Origin of the sequence: Bacillus sp. JKS001846 (genome assembly GCF_900176455.1) — a bacterium.
In the GTDB taxonomy this organism is placed as follows: Bacteria; Bacillota; Bacilli; order Bacillales; family Bacillaceae_G; genus Bacillus_A; species Bacillus_A cereus.
Genome location: NZ_FWYG01000001.1, coordinates 3,000,012 through 3,023,671, shown reverse-complemented (window position 1 = coordinate 3,023,671; position 23,660 = coordinate 3,000,012). Strand labels below are relative to the sequence as shown.

The window sequence follows — 23,660 nt, the reverse complement described above, 5'->3', positions numbered from 1 at the left end:
CCGTATTTTAATGAAATAAAACAAAAACAAAAAATAACAATAGTTAGTTTCGTATTGTTTTAAAGGAATTAAAAAGAAAACTTCGAAACATATAGTATCGTAAACAAAAACTACAAATTATAAAACGCATCTTCGTACGAATCCATTCCAAAAGAGAGGAGATAAGTATGCAAAAACTTCAAACGAATAAAGGCGCTCGATATATGATGATTGCTTTTATTGTTTTGTTTCTTATTATGATTTTGCGTATAGTCTATATTCAGGCAGTAGGAGTCGTGCATAATGTAAATGTAAAGGATCTAGCGGATGAACAACATAATAAAAAAGGTATTTTAGAAGCGAATCGTGGTACTATCTATGACCAAACCGGAAAGGTGTTAGTACAAGATTCTACAACATATCGAGTTGTTGTTAATTTAAAAGGAAAAGATAAAGTGAAAAATAAAGATGAAACCGCACAACAATTAGCCGATGCGCTTGAAATTGATAAAGAAGAAGTATTAAAAAACTTTCATGAAGGGCGTACGCAAGTTGAAATTGGGAAAATTGGTCGGAACTTATCTAGGGAAAAGAAGGAAAAAATTAATGATTTAAAAATACCAGGTGTATCTTTTATGTCGGAAAAAGCAAGAGTGTATCCGAATGAAGACTTTGCATCCTATATACTGGGTTTTGCTAGACCAGATGATAAAGGGAATACGGAAGGGAAGTTTGGGCTTGAAAAGAGTTTGGATAAATATTTGCGCTCGACAAACGGGAATATAGAATATGTGGGTACACGAAGGGGGATTCCGCTTACAAATGATATAGGTAAAGTAGAACCTGCTAAAAATGGGAATAATGTGTATTTAACGCTTGATAAACAAATTAATAGCTTTTTAGAAGAAGCGATGAACAAAGCACAAGAGCATTATGATCCTTCGATGTTAATTGGCATTATTGCTGATCCAAAAACAGGAAAGGTTTTAGCGATGGCGAGTAAACCTAGTTACAATCCTAATGTAGGTGATATCGAATACTTTTTAAATGATCCGATTGCAAATGCATATGAACCAGGTTCAACTATGAAAGTTTTTACGTTAGCAGCTGCCATTAATGAAGGTGTATATAACGGAAAAGAATATTTTCAATCTGGAAAATATTCCGTTGGTTCCTCTGATATAAAAGATCATAATGGTGGATTTGGATGGGGATCAATTACATTTGATGAAGGTTTTGAAAGATCATCAAACGTAGCTTTTTCTATTTTAGAAGATCAGTTACTGAAACCAAATAAATTTAAGCAATATATGAATAAATTTGGATTCAATCAAAAAACAGGAATAGATTTACCTGGAGAAAGTAAAAATACTTTATTATTAAATACGCAAATTCAACAGGTTACAACTTCTTTCGGTCAAGGTTCTACAGTAACTCCGATTCAATTAATCCAAGCGGCTACTGCTATCGCAAATGACGGGAAAATGATGCAGCCATATATTGTTGATAAAGTTGTAAATCCAACAAACAAAGAAGTTATTATGGAAAATCAACCGAAAGAAATTGGGAATCCGATAAAAAAAGTAACAGCGGACAAGGTTAGAAGCTTAATGGAGCGTGTTATAACATCTTCAAAAGGAACTGGTACAATGTATAAAGTGGATGGTTATCCAATTGGAGGTAAGACAGGAACAGCACAAATCCCGAATCCTGAAAACGGCCGATATATGGAAGGGAAAGAGAATTACATTTTCTCCTTTTTAGGAATGGCTCCAATTGATGATCCGGAGTTAATCGTATACTTAGCTATTAAGCAGCCAAAGTTAAAAGGAGATGAGTATGGAGCTCAGCCTCTTGCTGAAATATTTAAACCTGTTATAAAAAACAGCCTTGAATATTTAAAGGTGAAACCGTATACCGAAAAACAAATAGCTGATGCAGCGAAACAATCTCAATTAAAAGTACAAAATTATGTAAATCAGTCGATGGGTACAGCAGAGAAAAGTGTAGAAAAAGAGAAGCTACAGCCGGTAATTTTAGGAGAAGGAAAAATAATAAAACAATATCCACAGTCTGGCGAGGTAATGAGTGAAGGTGATCGTATATTTTTATTAGGGAATAACGTACAAATGCCAAATGTAAAAGGTTGGTCCATGCGTGATGTTATGTATTTCTCTAAGCTTTTGAAATTAGATTTGAAAACTTCTGGTACAGGTTATGTAACGAGCCAAAGTATTGAAAAAGGACAAGATTTACATGAAGGAGATACACTAGAACTAGAATTAGAACCGCCGTTACAACCGTTAACAGAGGCGAATACGAATTAATTCAGGTATTTGGAAGGAGCTAGATGCAAATGGCTCTTTCTTTAGAGCTGTAAGTAATTTCACGCACCGTAATTTTCAGAAAAAACAATAAATAAATAAATGAATTAATAGAGACACGTTATTAAATATCTGATTATTTTTTATTTACAGTTAAAAATAATTGTGATAATATGGAAAAAATCAAATGCAGTGAAGAGAAGAGTAAATAAAATGAATTTTTTACAGAGAGCTCCATTTAGCTGAAAAGGAGTAAAAATTCTTTATTGAACCAAGCCTCTGAGCAGCGCATCGGAACCTATTATTAGGGGATGGTGTGACGGGAGCTCCCGTTATAGAGCTATGGTATAAGCATGAGTTAGAATGCAGTACCTGATAAGGTTAATATGGTGACATATTAACAAACTAGGGTGGCACCGCGATGATAAATCTCGTCCCTAAGATTAAAAGTCTTGGGGGTGGGATTTTTTTATTGTTTTAAAACAATTTGGAAAGCGGAGGCCAAAAATGAAAAACTTTCTTAAAGATTGGAAATATCCTTTATTACTACTGTCCGGTGTTGGTATTGCGAATTTAGGGGCATGGATTTACTTAATAGCACTGAATGTACTTGTCTATAATATGGGTGGATCAGCCTTAGCTGTTGCTGCTTTATATGTAATAAAACCATTAGCCACTTTATTTACAAACGCTTGGTCTGGGAGTATGATTGATCGTTTAAATAAACGGAAGTTAATGATTCACCTCGATATATATCGTGCGTTATTTATCGCTATTTTACCTTTACTTCCGTCAATTTGGATTGTTTATGTATTTGTATTCTTTATAAGTATGGCCAGTGCAATTTATGAGCCAACTGCTATGACGTATATGACGAAATTAATTCCAGTAGAACAAAGACAACGTTTCAACTCATTACGTAGTTTAATAGGATCTGGTGCATTTTTAATTGGTCCAGCGATAGCAGGGGTTTTATTAATTGCGAGTACACCAGAGATTGCTATATATATAAATGCTATAGCATTTCTCTTATCAGGATTCATTACATTACTTTTACCTAATCTTGATAAGAAAGAAGCTTCGGATACAACAAGTAATACATTATCTCTTACAGTATTAAAAAAAGATTGGAACACTGTTATAAATTTTAGTAGAAAACATGTGTATGTCGTATGCGTGTACTTCTTATTTCAAAGTATGTTCGTATTAGCAACCGCTACTGATTCACTTGAACTATCGTTTGCGAAAGAGGTATTACTACTAACAGATAGTGAATATGGTTTTCTAGTTAGTATAGCTGGTGCAGGATTTATTTTAGGTGCCATAACAAATACAATTTTGTCAAAGAAATTAGCACCTTCACTTCTAATTGGAATAGGATCATTATTTATTGCAATTGGTTATTTAATTTATGCTTTTTCAAATGTATTTTTAATAGCTGTTATTGGATTCTTTATTTTATCTTTTTCAATGGCATATGCAAATACAGGATTTTATACATTTTACCAAAATAATATCCCTGTTCATATGATGGGACGGATCGGGAGTATATATGGACTTGTTATTGCGATAGTAACAATCTTTGTTACAATATTATCTGGTGTTGCGACTCAGTTCATTTCTATACAACTTGTAGTTATTGTAGGTTCATTGATCATGTTATTTATTACTATCGTCTTGTGTGTGTTTACTTTATTCCCATCACAATCTAAGTTGTATTCTACTGAATCAATAAAGTGAAACTTTAATCAGGGGGCATCCCCCCACTGATTATCAGCCCTCACCAATCGAGCTTTTACGGGCAGCAGGGTCCCCACTTAACTTCTTTGCTTTCGCTGAATTTTGAGATGGGGGTCTTACTGTCCACAAATAGCGGGATAAATTCGAAATGAACTTTGTGTTCTCATTAACAATTTATCGTATTTAATAAAAGGGTTCTTTCCCCTTTATATGGAAAAATCAATAAGGGGAAAGAACAATACCGAAAGATAAGGGTCGTTGTCGTGATAAAAACAAAAGATGAAATTGATAAAATTGTAAAAGAAATACAAAAGAAAATAGATTTCTCTGGAGTAGTTTTAGTAAAAAAAGAAAAAGACTTAGTCTATGAAAAAGCTTTGGGTTACGCAAACCAAAGTGAATGTATAAACAATACGATACAAACAAGTATACAAAATTACTTTTAACTCCTCACATTCAAGTAAATGATAAACAGTCCTACGGCTATGGAATATGGATTGAAACACGAGAAAACAAGGTATTCAAATATCATGTAATGGGATATGATCCAGGCGTCAGTTTTCGCTCGGCTATATATCCAGAATTAGGAATAACTTTAGTTATTACGTCGAATAAAGGGGCAGGACCTGAAAAATTAATGACAGAAATAGAAAGAGCTTTTTAATTATATGGATTTAAAAGAAGAGATACGAAAATAATTTAAACGGGTTCATGATTGTTTCTGTTTTGAAAAATATTTTAGTTAACGAGGAACCCTTTATTTATTAAATAAGGGTTTTTTGTAATTCTGTACAATTATATATAATTATATGGATTTTTAAATTAGAAAACATTACTATATAGTTGTAAATTTTTATTATTAATTCATATGAAAGGATGTGTTAACAATTTGTATATGATTAACGGTAGTGTGTTTATTATTTTAGGAGTTATTTGTTATTTAATTGTACGTGGAATATTAATTGGTACCAAAAATACAAAACATGTAATTTGGTGGAAAGAAATAATAAGTTTTTTATTTGTGATCTACATTTGTATGGTTGTTGCAGTAACTTTATTCCCTTTACCAATCGGTTTTCCTTTTAATATTGAAAATCTGAATCGCTCGGTCAATATAATACCATTTGCATCAATTATTAAAGACATCAATCAAATTGGTAGTGCTTATGATGGAGATAGTCTATTTATGATTGGTCTAATTGTAAGAAATGTAGGCGGGAATATTTTATTATTAATGCCTTTAGGATTTTTAGCACCAATCCTATGGGATAAATATAAGAAATTCAAAAATACAATTTTATTAGGATTTTCTATATCAGCTAGTATTGAATTGCTACAATTAATTGAGTCTTTATTTAGTGGAGTGGGACGTATTACTGATATTGATGATGTGATCTGTAATGTTATAGGTTCTATTGTTGGGTATTGTATTTATATTATCTTTTTAAAAGCTATTAATAAATTTAACATTCGATTGTTGGGTAAAGCTAATTCTAAAGGTGTGGAATTAGTTGATAAATAGGAGTTTAAACGAGTTATTAAAGGCGTACGAGTAAAAAGTACGTCTTTTTATTTTTATAAATAATGCTTAAGGCTGATGAGAAATCACATTTTCCATCTTACACTTGAAAGTAGCTATCGTATTTCAAGTATGGAATGAAAAGAGGAGAATATAATCTTTAAAGATAAACAAGTTTATAGGAGGATTCTAAATGGATATTTTGCTTGTTATTCTTATTATTGTTTTGATGCAAAGTAAAGAACGAAAAGTGAAAATAAACCGTATTTGGCTCATTCCGGCTTTGTTGTGTTTTGTAACAGTTCAATCCATTATTCATATGGGACAAATAACTTTGCTGCAAGGACTACTGTTTGTTGTAATGCTTGGAATTGGCTTATGTCTTGGGATTATACGGGGAAGAGCTTTAACATTTCGATTAGATAGTGAAACAGGTCATGTACTACGAAAAGGAAATTGGGTAAGTACAATAATCCTTCTTGTTATTTTAGGAGCAAAAATTATGATTAAACAAAGTATGTTTTCGGGTAGTACGCACCAGACATTAATGGTTGTAACAAATGCCTTTTTATGTATTACATTAGGCACTGTGATTAGTAGACGTTATTATATTTGGAAAAAATATAATGAATTAACACAAAAAGCGTAAATACATTCATCCCTTGTTTAACATTGCTAAGAACGGTAATACTAATTAACATTGAACTTTTACAACAAGGGATGATAATATGATATACATTTACACAGATTTTGGTGGAACACATACTACCTCACTAGCTGCAGCGTATCATTTAAATAAATTACCAACGGATCGCAAGTTAACGAAAGAAGAAATTTTGAATGTAGATTACTTTAATAAATTGAAAACAGAAGATATGGGAAAAATTATTTTTCATGGCATAGATGAACATGGTCATCCTGTATATACGATTGGATGCGGCGCATCAAAAGTTGTTGTACCAGCGATGAAGCATTTAGGAGAAATCTTGCAAAAACATTATCAAAGTCATGAAAAGATTATTTTTTCTAATACATCACCAACCGTACCTTTACCAATGACTTTCGGTGGGCTGTTTTCTAGAAGGTTCCATATCGATTTTATTGGCGTACCGTTACTCGTATGGGGAGCAAAAATTTGCTGTGATAATATACAAAGGCTTGTTAGTTATACAAAAGAAGCTGGCCGATTAACGAATGATTATGTTGTAATTTTAGATAATGAAACTTTTAAATAGTATATGATAACAAGAAAATCGAGCAAATTCCTTGATTTTCTTTTTTATTTGTGAAATAGACAAGAAATAGTCACATTTAATATACATCTACTATAGCCAAAACAATAAAGTCCTGTTACTATTACAGGGATATTCTCTTTTCATAACATAAATATATAGAAAAATTAGAAAAGAGGAATTGAATTAAGGGAGGAACAACATGAAGCGTGTTGCTTGGATTACTGATAGTACAACTGCGAATTTTAAAACAGAAGGAGATAACTTTGTTATCCCAATCGAAGTTATTATTGATGGAATTTCGTACAAAGATTGTGAAGAAGGTGTACGTGAAAGGGTTTATAATGCGTTAAACGAAGGTAAAACAGTCACTACTTCACAACCTAATATTGGGGAAATGGTAGAGTTATTTACGAAATGCAAAGAAGAATATGAAGAAGGATTTGCAGTTGCTATTAGCGGAAAAGTAAGTGGAACCTATCAAAATATGAAGTTAGCTGCAGAAATGGCAGGTTTTCCATTAACGGTATTAGACAGTGAAACAACAAGTTATCCAATGGATGAACTAATTAGAAAAGCGAAATCGTTATACAATGATGGTATGACTTTACAAGATATACACAAAACATTAGTAGATGAAAAAAGAAGACCTTTTCATGTATTCCCAAAGAGTTTAAAAGGTCTATATGCAAGTGGCCGTGTAAAGGGCATGCAATTTTTACTTGGAAGTTTATTAAGTGTTAACTTAATATTAGAAGTAAAAGGTGGAGAGCTTTTACTTGAAAAGAAAGTTCGTAAAATCCAAAAATGTCGAGAATATATTAAAAATGAACTTGAAAAAGAATTACCAAAAGTACTTCACATGTTCCATGCTAACGATAAAGCTGGAGCTGAAGAATGGATTGCAGATATTAGACAAGCATTCCCTGAAATGGATTTCAAATTATATCCATTACCAATTTCATTTGCAGTTCATGCAGGTGAAGGTACAATAGCAATCAGTTATTAAAGTAAAACCCGTGAATGATTCACGGGTTTTTTCAGAGTGTCGGGAAAGACCTTATATACTATAAGGTCTTTTGTACCTCTTAAAATGGCTTGAATAGCGTTTATTTGAGGTCATTAGGTAGTTAGAGATTGATGACTATCTTTAACGAAAAAAGTTGAAGTCATATTTTTCAATGTTAATAAATCAGAATATTCTTTCTATTATTTCTGCAGTTACAATCTATTTACATATAAGATTATTAGGATTATATTGACAATGAAAGAGAAAACAATAGATGGAAGGGGATGTTTTTATGTTAAAAAAAGCAGCACTAGGGATTTCGTCGTTAGCAATCACAGCGTTCGTCGGATTAGGGATGGCAACAGAAGCTTCAGCTGGACCAGCAGCACCACTTACTTCACTAAACGTCGTACAAGTAGAGTCTGAGCTAGGCGGGGTAGAAACAATTAATCAGAACAGCTTCAGCACATCGCGTAACCACGGGGGAAAATATTTATATATTACAACGAAAGAAATGGGCTATGGCCAAAACCCATTTGCTAAAATGAATGGTTCTAATGTAAAAAGTATTGATTCCACTATAATTGGCGGAAGACCAATCGTTGGCTGGTATTATAAATGGGATGCTTCTGGACACCAACAAGGAACTTTTGAGTACCAAAAGACATCTATAAATGCACCATTTAATACAATGCGTACATCGATTTATATCCAATAATTTTGAAAGCGTTCGCACATATAGAATAGTAAAAAAGGTACTTCTAGGAGTACCTTTTTTTGATTTGAATCACGTTCATCTATATTTACAATCCTAATTTCACAGCAAGAATACTTCCCATAAAACAAAATCCTTAAACGTCTATAAAATTAATATGAACGCGTAGTACAAGTCCGCTACAGTTAAAGTACGTAACTTTACATATTTCAACTCAATGAAAAAGGAAGAAACTGCAGTACTTACGCCGCAGTTTTAAATTCATCCATGAACTCACAGTTTTTTAGATATATAAACATAAACGTACTACTTGCTACTCTTTTTTAAATTCAAGATTACAAAAGGAGTAGTTAAACTTATATAAGCTTAGCTTAATGGGGATGTGGCGGAACTTTAAAATTAATTACATCTTTTTCATAGCATAAATAATTTTGTATAGGGAGATGAAAGGATTTTTTAAAATAATAAAGAAGTATGTATAAACAAATATATAAATGGTAGTGATTAGGATGAAAATCAGTAAGTTTGCAGAAGTAAATAATGTAAGTGTAGATACGATTAGACATTATATGGACCTCGGACTCGTTATTCCCGAGAAAAAAGGAAGTCACTATTTTTTTGACGAGTATTGTCAAAAGGATATAGAACTTATATTAGAGTACAAATGGCTAGGATTTAGCTTGTATGAAATTAAAGAACTGTTTCTTTATAAAAATTTAGGGAAATCCTTAGGCTATGAAAAGGATAATTTTTATCAATCTTTATTTAAAGTAAAATATGAAAAGATTGAACAAGAAATAAAAACTTTAGAGGAACGAAAATGCAAATTAAAGGAAGCGTTACATAATTTATCTATAGAAACTGAAATTTCGAGTTCAATTTTAGGGATAGATTTAAAAGTACTTCATTTATTTAAATGTGTTAAGTGTAACGGAAATTTAATTCTTGAAGATGGCATTATTAATAAGAATCAAATTATTGAGGGAAAGTTAATTTGTAATTGTGGTGAAGAATACACGATTATTTCAGGGGTTTTAACAGCTGGTAACTCAGTGAAAGCGTATGAAAAGAAATCACTTGAAGATTCTATTTCGGATTATATTCATGAAACTGATACTGCTTTTTTGGAAAATGTTCAAAGAGGAGGAGAATGGGCGAAAAAGAAACTAATGCAATTAGATTTAAATGAAAAAATACTACTTGATTTAGGGTCTGGTATTGGATTCTTTTTACGAAATATTTATGAAGAACTACCGGAAGAGTGTTTATATATTGCTGTTGATCGAGATTTGAATAAACTTTTACTTTTAAAAGATGTAATTGAGAGAAGAAATGTGAAAAGAAATATTGTATTTATCTGTGCCGATTTTCTAAACATACCTATTCAGAATTATTCTATTGATATTGTAATTGATCAATCAGGTACAAGTAATTATAGTTTTGAACATGAGGAGTTCTTATTGTGCGAATTAAATTCTCTTTTTAAACACAATAGTTATTTATTAAGTTCGTTTATTTTATTTAATAAATTTAGTATAAATAGCCAAATTTCACCTAGACTCAGAGAGAATTTTACATCTGTAAAAGTAACGAAAGAAATCCAAAATCTACAGTTTCAATCGATTGATGAAAGTACTTCAAATTATTTGAAACAAGGCGGAAAGTACGAGGATTTCTTTGTTCAAGGTGAAGAAATTTATACATATTCATTTTTAGGAAAAAGATGGGGTTAACCTCAACATAAAAAGTCCGGTTATAAAACTGGACTTTTTATGTTGATTTATACTTTTTGTGATTTAAAGAAAAGGAGAATGTTAATCTACATATTTAGCACTCACTGGACAGTCTCTTGTCGGTGTATGTCTAGTAAGAGAAAAGATAGCCAAACCTAAAGATAATAAAACTAAAGATCCACCAACCCAGGCCATATTGGCGACATTATGTACTTGTTTTAAAGCTATACCTCCAACTGCAGAGCCGAGTGAAATTCCTATTTGTAGGGCTGAATTATTAAAACTTTGCTGTATATCTGACGTATCCGGGGCAGTTTGGATTAAATAACTTTGTTGAGGTGGTGCAAGCCCCCAACTCAATGCAGCCCAAACTATCATAACAGGAATAAATAGGATAATAGAAACTGCAGTAAACGGTAATATAAATAAGATTAGAGCAAATAGAGTAATAACTATCAAAATACTTTTTTGAGCGCCTATTTTATCTGATAATACACCGCCAAACGCACCGCCACTTACTGCAGCTATACCAAACACTAAATAAAATATGCTAATCCAATAAGGGCTTAGGTGAAACTTATTTTCTAAAAAAGGAGTAAAATAAGCATATAGAGTATAGTGTCCTGCTAACATAAACATGGTAGCTAGATGGGCAGATCCTAGTTTAAGACTACAAACGGCCTTTAATTGGATAGATAAAGGAGTTCGGTTTTCCTCTCCAGGTATTTTATCTAAAAATACTGAAATTAAGATAATAGACCCCAATGATAAAATAGCTATACATAAAAAAATAATTCTCCAGCCAAATGTGTTTGCAATTAATATGCCTAGTGGTACTCCTAGTACAAGTGAAGAGCTAATACCCATATAAATTAATCCTAATGCTTTTGCTCGATAAGCGGGATTAACAATTTTAGCTGCAATTGTTAGGGAAAGTACTACAACTAAAGCAGTACTCATAGCAGTTAAAATTCTTGCTATCATCATAAAAGTAAAGTTCGGACTAAAATAAGTAAGTAGATTACCAATTAGAAAAATGTAAAGTGAAATAATATATAATTTTTTTCTTTCCACTTTACTTGTGAAAATCAATAATACAGGACCTGCTATTGCATAAGTAAAGGCGAAAATTGTAATTAATTGACCAGCAGAACTTAATGAAACATTAAAATCTTTAGCGATGTCTGGCAATATTCCTCCAACGATAAGTTCTACAAGACCTACCGCTATCGTTGCTAAAGCTAATATAAATACTTTGAAATTCATTTTTTATATTCCCTTCTCTGCATTATTTACCGTAGAACAAAAAAACTCCTGACTACAAACGCTAAAAGACGCATTTTGTAGTCAGGAGTTGTTGGTTCCTGGTAGAGACCCCCAAGCCATATTCTTGGAGTTATACATGATTCTCATATGTAATTAATCAACGTAATAGAAGATACCATATTATTTTTTAGATTTCAATAAAAAATTTGCATTTGTACATGTGATCTTATTAATCATTTTATTTTTTATCGTTGTAGGAGGCACTAATATCTTCAGTTGATGTGCACAGGGTTAACCCCATCTTTTTTCATTTCTTTGTAGTAATTTTTAAACACAGTGTATTGATATTGGGTTAACCCGAGAATTTACACTTTATGTAATACAAAGAAAAGTGGGGGAAAAGTGATGGGAAGTTTACGATTACATATAGAAAATAAAAAAAGAAACCAAGAACTAAGAAATATTTGTTTATATTCAATTGCAAAAACAGTATCACTATTCGGTAGCTCAATTTATAGTTTTGCATTAGGATTGTATGTTTTACAAATAACCGGATCTGCGTTACATTTTGCGATTACGCTCATATTAGGAACGATTCCAATGATTGTTATGAATCCATTTGCCGGTGTCATTGCTGATAAGGTTGATAAAAAGAAACTCGTCGTTTGCATGGATGTATTAAGCGGGTGCTTATTAATAACTGTTTATATATTAAGCAACTATTATGGATTAAACTTATTCATTATTTATACTACTACCCTTCTTATGACAGTATTTACAACGTTTTTTGGAATAGGATTAGAGGCCGTAAAACCGAATATGGTTACTAAAGAACGGTTAATGAGTATTAATTCTATAAGTAAAATTATCGATTCTATATCTTTAATTTTAGGGCCTATGTTAGGGTGCATTGTTTTTGCAATCTTGGATATAAAAACTTTTATCATTATTAACGGTATTTCATTTATCCTTTCGGCTATATCCATATTGTTTATAAACTTTAAATTGTGCGAGCAAAACATAAATGAGGAATGGTCAATTAGAGAAATTAATTTTATTGAAGATATAAAGGAGGGATACTCTTACTTATTGGAGCGGAAAAGCTTAAAAAATACTTTTAGTATTTTAATTTCTCTTAATTTCTTTTTAGGCTTTGCTGTAACCGTTCCGTTGCCATACATTATTAACACAGTTCTCAATCTTAATTCTAAGCAATTTGGTATGATTCAAGGGGCTTTTCCGATAGGTATGATAGTTGGTGCAATATTAGTAAAAAAGATAACTGATTGTTTTTCTTATTCTTATCTATTGAAAAAAATAAGTTTTATGTTGGCAATTTTTATGATAGTTTCAGGAATACCTGTTTTATTTAAACCTATTGTAGTAAATAATTTGGTATATGTTACTACGTATTGCATGATTATGTTCTTTTTAGGATTTATGATAGCACAAATTGATATTCCTTTAATGTATTTCATGCAAAATGAGATTCCTGAAGAATATAGAGGAAGAGTTCTTAGTATTGGATTAAGCTTAGGTAAAATAATGCAGCCAATAGCACTTGCAATATCAGGACTGTTATTAAATTTCATTCCAGCCTACACGCTTCCCATTGCAGGAGGTATTGTATTTTTTACTTTGAATAAAATTTTAGCAAATAAGTTAAATTTAGAAATTCATTCAAAAGATTATAGTGTTTAACGTAACTTAAAAAGCGCAGGATCAGCATCCTGCGCTTTTCTATCGTAATTCAGCTGTTTTTCTAATAACAATCTTATCAATATCATCTTCTTCATCACCAATAAATAACCCGCGCTCTTTTAAATACGCTTCAAAATATAAATCTGCTTCTGCACGTTCATCATACGGTTTTACAGATAAAACGAAACCTAATTTGTTTTGTTCTTCTAAATGAGAAGTGGAGATGTAAGCCGGTACATTGTGGCGTAAAAAGAGTTCTTTAACCGGAATAATCATATCTTTCATTAATTTCGTTAACATACCCATTTCAAACTCGAAATTAAAGCGATCTATACTACATAAATCAGCGAATACTACACCAATAAAACCTGTATTAAATACTTCTTGATATTCTACTTCTTCATCATTACCGTAAAAATTCTTTTCGATTAAATAATTTACAAAATAAGCAATACCATCACTTTGTTCAAATGGTTTCGTTGAAAGAACAAAGCCGATTTTCTTTTGTTTATGTAAATACACACATGACATGTATGCTGAAATGTTATGTTCTTTAAATAGAGAACTTGTTGCCCCAGAGAGGCCATCAAGTACGTGATGAACAATTTGAAGTTTTTTACGAGCGAAATAATAGGATTTCTTTTGTAACTCCAATGTATCAATAAAGACAGAGCCGATAAAGCCTGTATTTGAAATAATAGGTGCTTGCTTTTTTCTTCCTCTGCGCTTTAATGGAGCCATTGTTAAAATCATCCCTTCATGTACAATTAAAATAAAAAGAACGTTTGTTCGTATATTTATATTTTACTATTAAAACGCTATAAAGTAAAGGGTTTTTGACGAAAAAAACAACAAAAAAGACACCTGTAAAGGGTGCCTTAAACGCTGTAGGGAAGAGGGTTCATCCCTACAATTTATATTATGATACAGAAACAATCTCTTCTGTATCTTCTACATCTAAATGACAGTCCATAGTACGAACATCTTGATCTTCATGACTTCCGAAATAAATAGTAATTTTCATATGTATCGCTCCTTTATTCTAGGAATACCTAAAATAATTACTAGTAATGTTAATATTTATTATATACCACTTTTTTCATTCCGACAACGTTATATCATTTTTAATTCTTTCAGAGCGTATAGAGTGATTTATAGAGATATTTTTATAGAAATAGTTACATTTCGTATATGTTATATTTAATACTGAACGATTTGAATACGAATTTTTATGAAAGGAGAAAAAAGAATGAATTATAAACAGTTATTAATAGATAACTTCACATATAAAATGTCATATATTGCGCGTCATGTACATGGAATGAATGTAAAAGAAACGAAGGACTACATTGCTGTAGATTGTGGTTTACCTGCAGATACATTTAATATCATTACTTTACTAAACAATGATGTAACGGAAGACATTGAGAAATTATATAAAGTGATAAACAACTATAATAAAAAGAAGTTTCCAATGTGTGTTTGGTTTTGGGATAATAGCTATGAACAGGCTATAAAAAACGAATTAATAAAACTTGGCTTAAAAGAAGCAGAACAAAATATTGCGATGGTAGCAGACTTAAAGACAATTCAACCAACAATAAAAATGCCAGAAGGTTTTACGATACAAAGAGCATCTTCGTTAGGACAAATTAAAAAGTTTGGGGAAACGTTAGCTAATCTATTTGGTACATCAGAGGAAGGTATACATGTGCAAACATTTTATAATGAAACTGCTTCTTTCGATTTATGGAATAGTGAAAATATGAAACTATATTTAGGGATTTTTAAAGATGAAGTCGTATCTGTTGGTTCATTAGTATGTACAAAAGATAGTATTGGTATTTATGATATAGCAACTAAAGAAAAAATGCGAGGGCAAGGATTTGGCTCCACTATGTTTAATTACTTGCTGCAAGAAGCAAAACAATTGAAAGTTTCTCAATGCGTATTACAAGCTTCACCTGATGGGATTAATATTTATAAAAAGGCTGGTTTTCAATCTGTTGGACAAATGACTGTATTTGAAAATCGACATTTAATTGAATAAATTATTCGATCCAAATTGCTTTCATGTAGGAGTTAATACATCATTATGAAAAAGATATATATCATTACAATCATTTGCACCATTATATTACTAGGTACTTTCGTTTTACATAAAGTAGATGAACGTAAGTACACGAAAGCTATTAATCAAGCAAATCATATAAAAAACATTGCACATAGAGGCGCTTCTGCGTATGCGCCGGAACATACAATAGCAGCGTATAAATTAGGACAACAATTAAAAGGAGATTATATAGAAATTGATCTTCAAATGACAAAAGACGGACATTTAGTAGCTATGCATGATGAAACAGTAAACCGCACTACAAATGGTACGGGTCTAGTTAAGGAACATACATTAGAAGAAATAAAGAAACTTAATGCAGGTTCTTTTTTCAATGAAAAGCATCCAAGTTTAGCAAAGAAAGACTTTGAAGATGCTAAAGTCCCAACACTAGAAGAAATTATTGAAACGTTCGGGAATGGTGCAAACTATTATATTGAAACAAAATCACCAGATGAATACGCTGGTATGGAAGAGAAGCTATTAGAAATTATACAGCACTACGAAATAAGTGATAACGTTATTATTCAATCATTTAGTGAAGAAAGTCTGCAAAAAATTCATAGTTTAGATGTTACTTTACCGCTAGTACAATTACTACCTTACAAAAAGTCAGTTCAATTAACTGAATTAGAGATAAAAAAGTATAAAACATACTGCATCGGTCTTGGGATGAACTATAAATATATTGATTCCGCTTATGTAAAGAGAATAAAGAAGCACGGATTAGAAGTTCATCCATTTACTGTAGATAATGAAAAAGATATGAAAAAGTTACTTTTATGGGGCGTTGATGGGATGTTTACGAATTACCCGGATCGTTTACATTCGTTATTACAATCTTAAACTATAATGGTGTAATTATCACTGAACCAATAAAACAAGTACCCACAAGTATACAAAGATGGTTTTTGGTCCAAATGGTAACATCATTGAATGCATAAAGCCGATATTGAAATGAAATTTGAAAAAGAATCCAATACTGTTATTGGATTCTTCTTATTTAGCGCTAAGTGACTAACTTAAAGCAATACGATCTTGAATTTATAAAAAAAATATTACATTGAGTATGATTTTTCATAATAATCATCAGAAAGTAACGAAAATGTAATGAAGTTTAACTACGCTTTTTATATTTTTTTGATACACTGGCTACGAGAGGAATACCGATTAATGTAGGTAAAAACCAAAACCATATAGGCGGAAGTAAATTAATTAAGGGAATATGAATACCGACATTTACTAAAAGTGCAGTAACAGCACCGATATAAGAGCCTAACATACCTCTAATATGGTGGTGAAGCCAATTCTTCCAACGTTTTTTTCGTGCGAGGTATCCATAAATCGCAAATGAATAAGAGAAAATTGCTACATAAAATAAATATGCGATTTTATCCCAGTTTATAACGGATAATATAATGGCAGTAACGGTGATCACAACATAGGATGCATGATATATTTCACCCCATTCCGTATGTTTTCCTTTCTTCTTTTGAGCAACCATCGCTACAATACCGGTGATTAAACATATCGTTCCAAATAATATGTGGATGGCTAAAAGAACGTTGAAAATGCTCATAATAATTCCTCCTTTTTTTATTTTTATAGTATTGCAGTATAGGAGAAAAGTTGAAACATATTGTTTATTCGCCTTAATATATTGAAATAAAGGTACTTCTAGAACAAGTTTAAACGGACAAATTTTTCTTGAGTTTAGTGAGACACGTATTACGTGAAATGAAGGAGAGACTTCCATGTTTACATCTATTACATATTTACAATCAGGGAATGACAAGCAACAAAAGGTATATGATGTTTTGAACAAACTAAATATTATGGAGGATTTAGCTTTATATAATCCCGTTCTTTGCGGGACAATCCCGATAAGAATTGATACTCCTCAATCTGACTTAGATATTGTAATGGAAGTATATAACTTTGATGTTTTTGAGCAAGAAATGAGATCTTTATATGGTTCTTATAGAGGGTTCAACATAAAAAAGAAAAAAATGAAAGGTACTGAATCGATAAAGGTGAATTTTGAATTCGAAGGTTTTGAATTTGAATTATTTGCTCAACCTAAGCCAGTGCGTAATCAAAATGCATATAGACATATGATAGTGGAGCACATGTTATTAATGCAGCATCCTCATATAAGGGAAGAAGTTATTCACTTAAAGGAACAAGGTTTAAAAACAGAACCTGCTTTTGCTCAAGTATTAAATATTGACGGAGATCCTTATGAAGAACTTATTTTATTAGGGCAGGAAATGAAATTGTGGTAAATAAAATACGTAAAAAAATCCTCCAAAAACAAAAGAGGATTTTTTTATGCCGTTAACTTCCGAATTAATTCACTGAGCAATTTAATTCCGTTAGTCATTTGTTCTGGAGAAGCATATCCATATGATAAACGAATGTACTGATCTGATTCTTCTTCATAAATACGTCCCGGGTTTAAAAGAATTCCTTTTGATAGTGCCTCTGAAAATAGTTTTTTCATCGGAATGTTATGTACAACCTTTAGCCATATAAAAACTCCACCACTAGGAATATCCCACGATGCAATATCTGCACAATATTTATTTAAAGCTCGTATCATTATTTGTCTTCGTTTTTTCAGGTGCATTCTTACGTTTGCTACATGTTCTTCATAAAAACCTTCATTTATCCATTCAGCAGCTACTCTTTGAGATAAAGAGCTTGATCCATAGTCTGTTTGCATTTTTATATCTGACAATCTATCAATAACAGGTTCTGGTCCAATTATCCATCCAATTCTAAGTCCAGGGCTAAGTGTTTTAGAGAGACTACCAATATATAATACATGTCCATGTTTATCTATTGACTTTAAAGGAGCTGGAGGTGATTCATCAATCCATAACTCTCGGTAAATATCATCCTCGATGATAGGCAACTGCTCTTTTTTACATATTTTTAATATTTCTTTTCTTCGCTCTTTGGACATCAATATCCCCGTTGGATTTTGAAAACAAGGGATTGAATATAAAATATTATTCTTTTGACTATATTTAATTCGTTTTAACAAGTCGTTAGGTAAAATACCGTGATGATCCATTGATATACCGGATAAGTTTATATTTGCTGATTGAAAAACATGAAGTGAATATAAGTAAGAAGGTTGTTCAAGTAAAACAGTTGATTTTCTATGTAAAAGACCAATTGATATTAATTGTAATGCTTGGAGTGCACCCGAGACTATTAATATAGAACCCGGTGATGCATGTATTCCAAATGATTTTACGTATTTGCTTATTGCTTCACGTAACGGATAAAAACCTTTTTGTTCTTCGTATCCGAAATAATCTAATTCCTCACTGACGTTTTTTATTATAGATTGCATAGTTTCGAGCGGAAAAAGATGAGGTGCAAGTTCACCTTTACTAAGATGGATAAGCGTTTTATTTGCTTCTGCTTCATTTATTTCTCGCACCATTAACTTACTTGGTTTATGAATACCGGCCTTTACATATTCACTCCAATCAGGCGGGGGATTAGTTGCTAATAATGACCATGTATTATTTGTTACAATTGTTCCTGCTCCGATTTGTCCTTGAATTAAACCATCTGCCATAAGTTCATCTAGCGCAGTTATTACAGTACTTCGATTTACATGAAATAATTTTGCTAACTGCCGCTGACTAGGGATTTTACTTCCAATTGGCCATTCTCCGTTTTCAATTTTTTCTTTCATATAGTCTATTATCTGCCGATATTTGGGCACTTTTTTATCGGTTGTCATATAAAAAACTCCTTCGTTAATTTAAAAGATTCAAAGTGGTTGGTTTTTCCGATAAATAACTGGTTGAAGACATTGTATCAACTATTAAATATGATGAAAAGAAATAATTGGTAATTTAAAAATGGTTGGTTTATTAAGGAGGGAGAGAAAACATGCATAATAAAAAATGGGATTTACGCATTATATGTGCTCATGCTTTTACAATTCTTATATGGGGAACTGCTTTTCCAGCAATTCGTCTGGGGCTTGAATCTTATACGCCTGAACACCTTACTTTACTACGCTTATTAATCGCCTCATTTATACTTTTGTTATTTTCATTTATATACAAACTACGATTACCGGATTTAAAGGATATCCCAGCATTTTTTATATTTGGTGCTTTAGGGTTTACTATTTATCACATCGCATTAAATTACGGCGAAAAAACAGTCAATGCTGGATCTGCAAGTTTAATAATTTCAGTCACTCCAATAGTGACGGCAATTTTTGCTTCTGTTTTTTTGAATGAAAAAATGAAATTAAATGGCTGGATCGGTGGTGTAATGAGTTTTGCAGGAATTGCCTTAATTTCATTTAGCCAAGGCGACGCTATTCAATTAAATAGCGGGGGATTATTTATATTATTAGCGGCGATTTCAGAAAGTCTATTTTTCGTTTTCCAAACATCTTACTTAAAAAAATACGGTTTCTTACCATTTACCATATATACAATTTTTTCTAGTACTGTATGTATGCTTATTTTCTTACCCGGAGTTTATCAAGAAATATTAGCAGCTCCTCTTGAAGTTAACTTGAGTGTTATATATTTAGGTGTCTTTCCAACAGTACTCCCGTATATTGCATTGGCCTATATTATATCTCGTGCTGGTGCTTCTGAAGCAACAAGTTCTCTATATTTAACGCCAATAACCGCGTGTTTCATTGCTTGGATATGGTTAGGAGAAGTGCCAACTTTAGTTTCAATAATTGGCGGCGGAATTACTATACTTGGAATTGTGATTGCTCATATACCAGTATTAAGAAAAGAAAAACATAGGAATTTAGTAAATAATCAATCCGTATAATGTAATTCAATAATGATTTTATGATACTTTTTTATATAGTTTCTTTCTTATGTTGATAAATATAATATTTTGTATTTCAGTTAAATATTGTATGTTACATTTTATGTAGTAAGCATTTTAAAAGGAGCTGACAACATAATGAATGGAAAAAGAAAAATTTTCACATGTATTTCTATTGTAGGAATCGGACTAGCTAGTTTTTCTAATTCTAGTTTCGCAGCAAGTGTAACGGACAATTCAGTACAAAATTCTATTCCTGTAGTTAATCAACAAGTAGCTGCTGCAAAGGAAATGAAACCATTTCCCCAGCAAGTTAATTATGCAGGTGTTATAAAACCGAATCATGTTACACAGGAAAGTTTAAATGCTTCTGTAAGAAGTTACTACGATAATTGGAAAAAGAAATATTTGAAAAATGATTTATCTTCTTTACCTGGTGGTTATTACGTAAAAGGAGAGATTACAGGTGATGCAGATGGGTTTAAGCCACTTGGAACTTCAGAAGGTCAAGGGTATGGGATGATAATTACAGTATTAATGGCTGGTTATGATTCGAATGCTCAAAAAATCTATGACGGTTTATTTAAAACAGCAAGAACTTTTAAAAGTTCTCAAAATCCTAATTTAATGGGATGGGTTGTCGCAGATAGTAAAAAAGCACAAGGTCATTTTGATTCTGCTACTGATGGAGATTTAGATATTGCGTATTCTCTTCTTCTTGCTCATAAGCAGTGGGGATCTAATGGAACAGTTAATTATTTGAAAGAAGCACAAGACATGATTACAAAAGGTATTAAAGCTAGTAATGTTACAAATAATAACCGACTAAATTTAGGAGATTGGGATTCTAAAAGTTCACTTGATACGAGACCATCTGATTGGATGATGTCACACCTTAGAGCATTTTATGAATTTACAGGTGATAAAACTTGGCTTACTGTTATTAATAATTTGTACGATGTTTATACGCAATTTAGTAATACATACTCTCCAAATACAGGACTTATTTCAGATTTCGTTGTAAAAAACCCACCACAACCCGCACCTAAAGACTTCTTAGATGAGTCAGAATATACAAATGCATATTATTACAATGCTAGTCGGGTACCATTGAGAATTGTAATGGACTATGCGATGTACGGCGAGAAAAGAAGTAAAGTCATTTCTGATAAAGTTTCTTCGTGGATTCAAAATAAAACGAATGGAAATCCTTCTAAAATTGTGGATGGTTATCAATTAAATGGATCTAATATTGGTAGTTATTCAACTGCTGTATTTGTTTCACCGTTTATTGCTGCAAGTATAACAAGTAGCAATAATCAAAAGTGGGTAAATAGCGGTTGGGATTGGATGAAGAATAAGAGAGAAAGTTATTTTAGTGATAGTTATAATTTATTAACTATGTTATTTATTACAGGAAATTGGTGGAAACCTGTACCTGATGATACAAAAATACAAAATCAAATAAATGATGCAATTTATGAAGGATACGATAATTAATTAAATTTGAGAATGGTTACTCAAGAAAGGAATTAGCATACGCTAGTTCCTTTTTAATATTTTGTAAAACATTATCCATTCTAAAATTTGCATAGATATACTTGCTTTTTTCATATACATAGTTACTAATGACTCAATTTTTTCGTGAGAGGAGCGTATTTCTTGGAAAAAGTATTATTTTTCGGAGACCCAGGTATTGATGACTCATTTGCCATTATGTATGGCTTACTGCATCCCGAAATTGAAATTGTCGGTATTGTAACTGGATACGGAAATGTTGAGCATATACATGCTGCACATAATGCAGCGTATATTTTGCAGTTAGCAAATAGACAAGACATTCCTGTCATTAGTGGTGCAACAAAACCACTTACAGAAGAAATTACTACGTACTATCCTGAAATTCACGGAGCAGAAGGATTAGGGCCTATCCATGTTCCAGAAAATGTATTATCTATTCCAATATATAATTTCGGCAGTATTGCTGCGATTCTTATAAAGTACGGAAAAGATTTGACAATTGTTGATGTAGGAAGATCTACCTCGTTAGCAATTGCTTTTAATTTATGGAATGATTTAATGCTAAATGTAAAAGGAATCTATTTCATGGGTGGTGTTTTTTTAGAAGTAGGAAACGTTACGCCGTTAGCAGAGGCAAATGTGTATGGAGATCCTATAGCAAGTAAAATTGTTTTCCATCAAGCAAAGAATTTATTCATATTCCCTTTAAATGTAACAAACAAAGCTGTGTTAACACCAAATGTGTTTGACTATATTCAAGCTAATTCAAAGAATCCATTCCATACGATAATGAAACCAATGTATGATTACTATTTTTCTGCATACCAAAAACTTAATCCATCTATCGAAGGGCCATTGCTTCATGATGTGGTTGCTATAAGTGGATTAGTTAACCAAAGTTTTTTTGAATTTGCGCATCGTACAGTGAATGTAGATACATACGGAGATACGAAAGGACAAACATTTGCTGATTTTCGCCCTAACTCTAAATCTGAAGGAGCCCGTATAGCTTTAGAAATAGATGCAGAAAAATTCATTCAAGATTTTATAAAAATTATGTTATAAGTCGTTGTCGAAAAAGGGAATTATTTCGCTACGTTGAATATAAACATACATCCTCTATATAAGGGAGCTTACAATATTGAATGTCCAGTTAAAGGTTGTTACGAGAGAAAATTGGGAAGAAGCATTAAAACTACAAGTTAAAGAAAATCAGTTGAAATTTGTTCCATCCGTAGCAGTTTCGCTTGCTAAAGTATATATAAAACCAGATGGTGACAATGTAGAGTACATACCACTCGCTATATACGATGGTGACCTTATGGTTGGTTTTGTTATGCATGCTGTTGTAAGAGAGACATCAGATATGTATTGGATTAACGGATTTATTATTGATCAATCGCAGCAAGGTAATGGTTATGGAAAAGCAGCATTACAAGAAAGTATTAATATAATAAAAAATACTTTTAAATCGTGTAAAGAAATTAGATTAACAGTACATAAAGATAATATCTCTGCAAAGAAACTATATGAACGATATGGTTTCATATCATTAGGACAGGAGTATGATGGTGAGCAAGTATATCGTTTATTTGTTTAACTATTATGAAGTAAAGGTGTGAAATGAAATATGCAATTTACTGAATTGAAAATTGAAGTATTCATTCCTGAAGAATATATTGAAACATTAAGGGATGAATTAAATAAAATTGGAGCATGTAAAACGGGCGAATATGACCATTGTCTTTCCTATAGTTCAGTGAAAGGATATTGGAGACCTTTAGACGAGGCATCTCCTTTTAATGGAGAAATTGGTCGAATATGCGAAGGGCAAGAATGTAAAGTTGAAATAAAGTGTAAACGAGAACTTGTAAAAGATGCTCTTGAAATTATTAATGATATGCATCCGTATGAAACACCTATGATTTATATTATACCAATACTAAATGACTATTTTGAGCAACTATACATTGAATAA

General features: G+C 31.8%; 21 protein-coding genes, 2 pseudogenes, 1 riboswitch and 1 other annotated feature. Of the genes and pseudogenes, 19 read left to right on the top strand and 4 right to left on the bottom strand.

Going from position 1 to position 23,660, the window contains the following annotated elements; translation table 11 throughout:
- Positions 1 to 167 precede the first annotated feature (167 nt).
- The 10 genes and pseudogenes from B9A45_RS16320 to B9A45_RS16270 all read left to right on the top strand — a co-directional run bounded on the left by B9A45_RS16320 (position 168) and on the right by B9A45_RS16270 (position 10,251).
- Positions 168 to 2,306 (top strand): penicillin-binding protein, encoded by a 2,139-nt coding sequence (locus B9A45_RS16320; protein WP_084064255.1) that lies wholly within the window; start codon positions 168 to 170, stop codon positions 2,304 to 2,306.
- Positions 2,307 to 2,486: 180 nt separating this feature from the next.
- Positions 2,487 to 2,745 (top strand) — a binding site (T-box leader).
- A 65-nt stretch (positions 2,746 to 2,810) separates the two neighbouring features.
- Positions 2,811 to 4,043: an MFS transporter gene (locus B9A45_RS16315; protein ID WP_084064254.1), complete on the top strand. Its 1,233-nt coding sequence runs from the start codon at positions 2,811 to 2,813 to the stop codon at positions 4,041 to 4,043.
- Between the two features lie 263 nt (positions 4,044 to 4,306).
- Positions 4,307 to 4,707, top strand: a pseudogene (locus B9A45_RS16305) (hypothetical protein).
- 13 nt (positions 4,708 to 4,720) lie between these two features.
- Positions 4,721 to 4,789: pseudogene (locus B9A45_RS33225) on the top strand (GNAT family N-acetyltransferase); the annotation flags it as partial.
- Between the two features lie 143 nt (positions 4,790 to 4,932).
- Positions 4,933 to 5,565: a VanZ family protein gene (locus B9A45_RS16295; RefSeq protein ID WP_142263069.1), complete on the top strand. Its 633-nt coding sequence runs from the start codon at positions 4,933 to 4,935 to the stop codon at positions 5,563 to 5,565.
- A 190-nt stretch (positions 5,566 to 5,755) separates the two neighbouring features.
- A complete protein-coding gene (locus B9A45_RS16290) occupies positions 5,756 to 6,211 on the top strand; it encodes a DUF1453 family protein (protein ID WP_000353706.1) in 456 nt (151 codons plus the stop codon).
- 79 nt (positions 6,212 to 6,290) lie between these two features.
- The gene (locus B9A45_RS16285) at positions 6,291 to 6,797 is read left to right on the top strand and encodes a DUF3189 family protein (protein ID WP_000639421.1); all 507 of its coding nucleotides are present in this window, start codon (positions 6,291 to 6,293) and stop codon (positions 6,795 to 6,797) included.
- 199 nt (positions 6,798 to 6,996) lie between these two features.
- A complete protein-coding gene (locus tag B9A45_RS16280) occupies positions 6,997 to 7,803 on the top strand; it encodes a DegV family protein (RefSeq protein ID WP_000831921.1) in 807 nt (268 codons plus the stop codon).
- 292 nt (positions 7,804 to 8,095) lie between these two features.
- Complete coding sequence (locus B9A45_RS16275; protein WP_015382392.1) at positions 8,096 to 8,521, top strand: DUF4879 domain-containing protein; 426 nt, start codon at positions 8,096 to 8,098, stop codon at positions 8,519 to 8,521.
- Positions 8,522 to 9,027: 506 nt separating this feature from the next.
- Entirely contained in the window at positions 9,028 to 10,251 is a 1,224-nt protein-coding gene (locus tag B9A45_RS16270; protein WP_084064253.1) for a MerR family transcriptional regulator, read from the top strand.
- 81 nt (positions 10,252 to 10,332) lie between these two features.
- Here the strand turns inward: B9A45_RS16270 and B9A45_RS16265 are convergent, their stop codons facing one another.
- Positions 10,333 to 11,517, bottom strand: a complete 1,185-nt coding sequence (locus tag B9A45_RS16265) for an MFS transporter (protein ID WP_084064252.1) — start codon at positions 11,515 to 11,517, stop codon at positions 10,333 to 10,335.
- A gap of 58 nt (positions 11,518 to 11,575) precedes the next feature.
- Positions 11,576 to 11,675, bottom strand: a riboswitch (purine riboswitch).
- A 247-nt stretch (positions 11,676 to 11,922) separates the two neighbouring features.
- Between B9A45_RS16265 and B9A45_RS16260 the strand changes: the two genes are divergently transcribed.
- Positions 11,923 to 13,218, top strand: coding sequence for an MFS transporter (locus B9A45_RS16260; protein ID WP_084064251.1), 1,296 nt, complete (start codon positions 11,923 to 11,925; stop codon positions 13,216 to 13,218).
- A 39-nt stretch (positions 13,219 to 13,257) separates the two neighbouring features.
- Here B9A45_RS16260 and B9A45_RS16255 read toward each other — a convergent pair whose 3' ends face one another.
- Positions 13,258 to 13,971 (bottom strand): hypothetical protein, encoded by a 714-nt coding sequence (locus B9A45_RS16255; protein ID WP_058839778.1) that lies wholly within the window; start codon positions 13,969 to 13,971, stop codon positions 13,258 to 13,260.
- Positions 13,972 to 14,467: 496 nt separating this feature from the next.
- On the opposite strand from B9A45_RS16255, the gene B9A45_RS16245 reads away from it, so the two are divergent.
- Positions 14,468 to 15,268: a GNAT family N-acetyltransferase gene (locus tag B9A45_RS16245; protein ID WP_084064250.1), complete on the top strand. Its 801-nt coding sequence runs from the start codon at positions 14,468 to 14,470 to the stop codon at positions 15,266 to 15,268.
- A gap of 45 nt (positions 15,269 to 15,313) precedes the next feature.
- Positions 15,314 to 16,177 carry a glycerophosphodiester phosphodiesterase gene (locus B9A45_RS16240; protein ID WP_000725523.1) on the top strand — a complete coding sequence of 288 codons (864 nt, stop codon included), beginning with the start codon at positions 15,314 to 15,316 and terminating at the stop codon, positions 16,175 to 16,177.
- Between the two features lie 271 nt (positions 16,178 to 16,448).
- On the opposite strand, the gene B9A45_RS16235 is transcribed toward B9A45_RS16240, so the two are convergent.
- A complete protein-coding gene (locus B9A45_RS16235; protein WP_000021774.1) occupies positions 16,449 to 16,910 on the bottom strand; it encodes a DUF2306 domain-containing protein in 462 nt (153 codons plus the stop codon).
- Between the two features lie 175 nt (positions 16,911 to 17,085).
- On the opposite strand from B9A45_RS16235, the gene B9A45_RS16230 reads away from it, so the two are divergent.
- The gene (locus B9A45_RS16230) at positions 17,086 to 17,616 is read left to right on the top strand and encodes a DUF4269 domain-containing protein (protein ID WP_000495176.1); all 531 of its coding nucleotides are present in this window, start codon (positions 17,086 to 17,088) and stop codon (positions 17,614 to 17,616) included.
- A gap of 44 nt (positions 17,617 to 17,660) precedes the next feature.
- Here the strand turns inward: B9A45_RS16230 and B9A45_RS16225 are convergent, their stop codons facing one another.
- The gene (locus B9A45_RS16225; RefSeq protein WP_000205600.1) at positions 17,661 to 19,094 is read right to left on the bottom strand and encodes an efflux pump transcription regulator NorG; all 1,434 of its coding nucleotides are present in this window, start codon (positions 19,092 to 19,094) and stop codon (positions 17,661 to 17,663) included.
- 152 nt (positions 19,095 to 19,246) lie between these two features.
- Here B9A45_RS16225 and B9A45_RS16220 point away from each other — a divergent pair, with 152 nt between their 5' ends.
- From B9A45_RS16220 to cutA, 5 genes are all read left to right on the top strand, one after another.
- Positions 19,247 to 20,161, top strand: coding sequence for a DMT family transporter (locus tag B9A45_RS16220; protein WP_000551608.1), 915 nt, complete (start codon positions 19,247 to 19,249; stop codon positions 20,159 to 20,161).
- Positions 20,162 to 20,299: 138 nt separating this feature from the next.
- Complete coding sequence (locus B9A45_RS16215; protein WP_053513066.1) at positions 20,300 to 21,661, top strand: glycosyl hydrolase family 8; 1,362 nt, start codon at positions 20,300 to 20,302, stop codon at positions 21,659 to 21,661.
- Positions 21,662 to 21,823: 162 nt separating this feature from the next.
- The gene (locus B9A45_RS16210; RefSeq protein ID WP_053513072.1) at positions 21,824 to 22,747 is read left to right on the top strand and encodes a nucleoside hydrolase; all 924 of its coding nucleotides are present in this window, start codon (positions 21,824 to 21,826) and stop codon (positions 22,745 to 22,747) included.
- Positions 22,748 to 22,823: 76 nt separating this feature from the next.
- Positions 22,824 to 23,282 (top strand): GNAT family N-acetyltransferase, encoded by a 459-nt coding sequence (locus B9A45_RS16205; protein ID WP_001102682.1) that lies wholly within the window; start codon positions 22,824 to 22,826, stop codon positions 23,280 to 23,282.
- Positions 23,283 to 23,312: 30 nt separating this feature from the next.
- Entirely contained in the window at positions 23,313 to 23,660 is a 348-nt protein-coding gene (gene cutA / locus B9A45_RS16200; protein ID WP_084064249.1) for a divalent cation tolerance protein CutA, read from the top strand.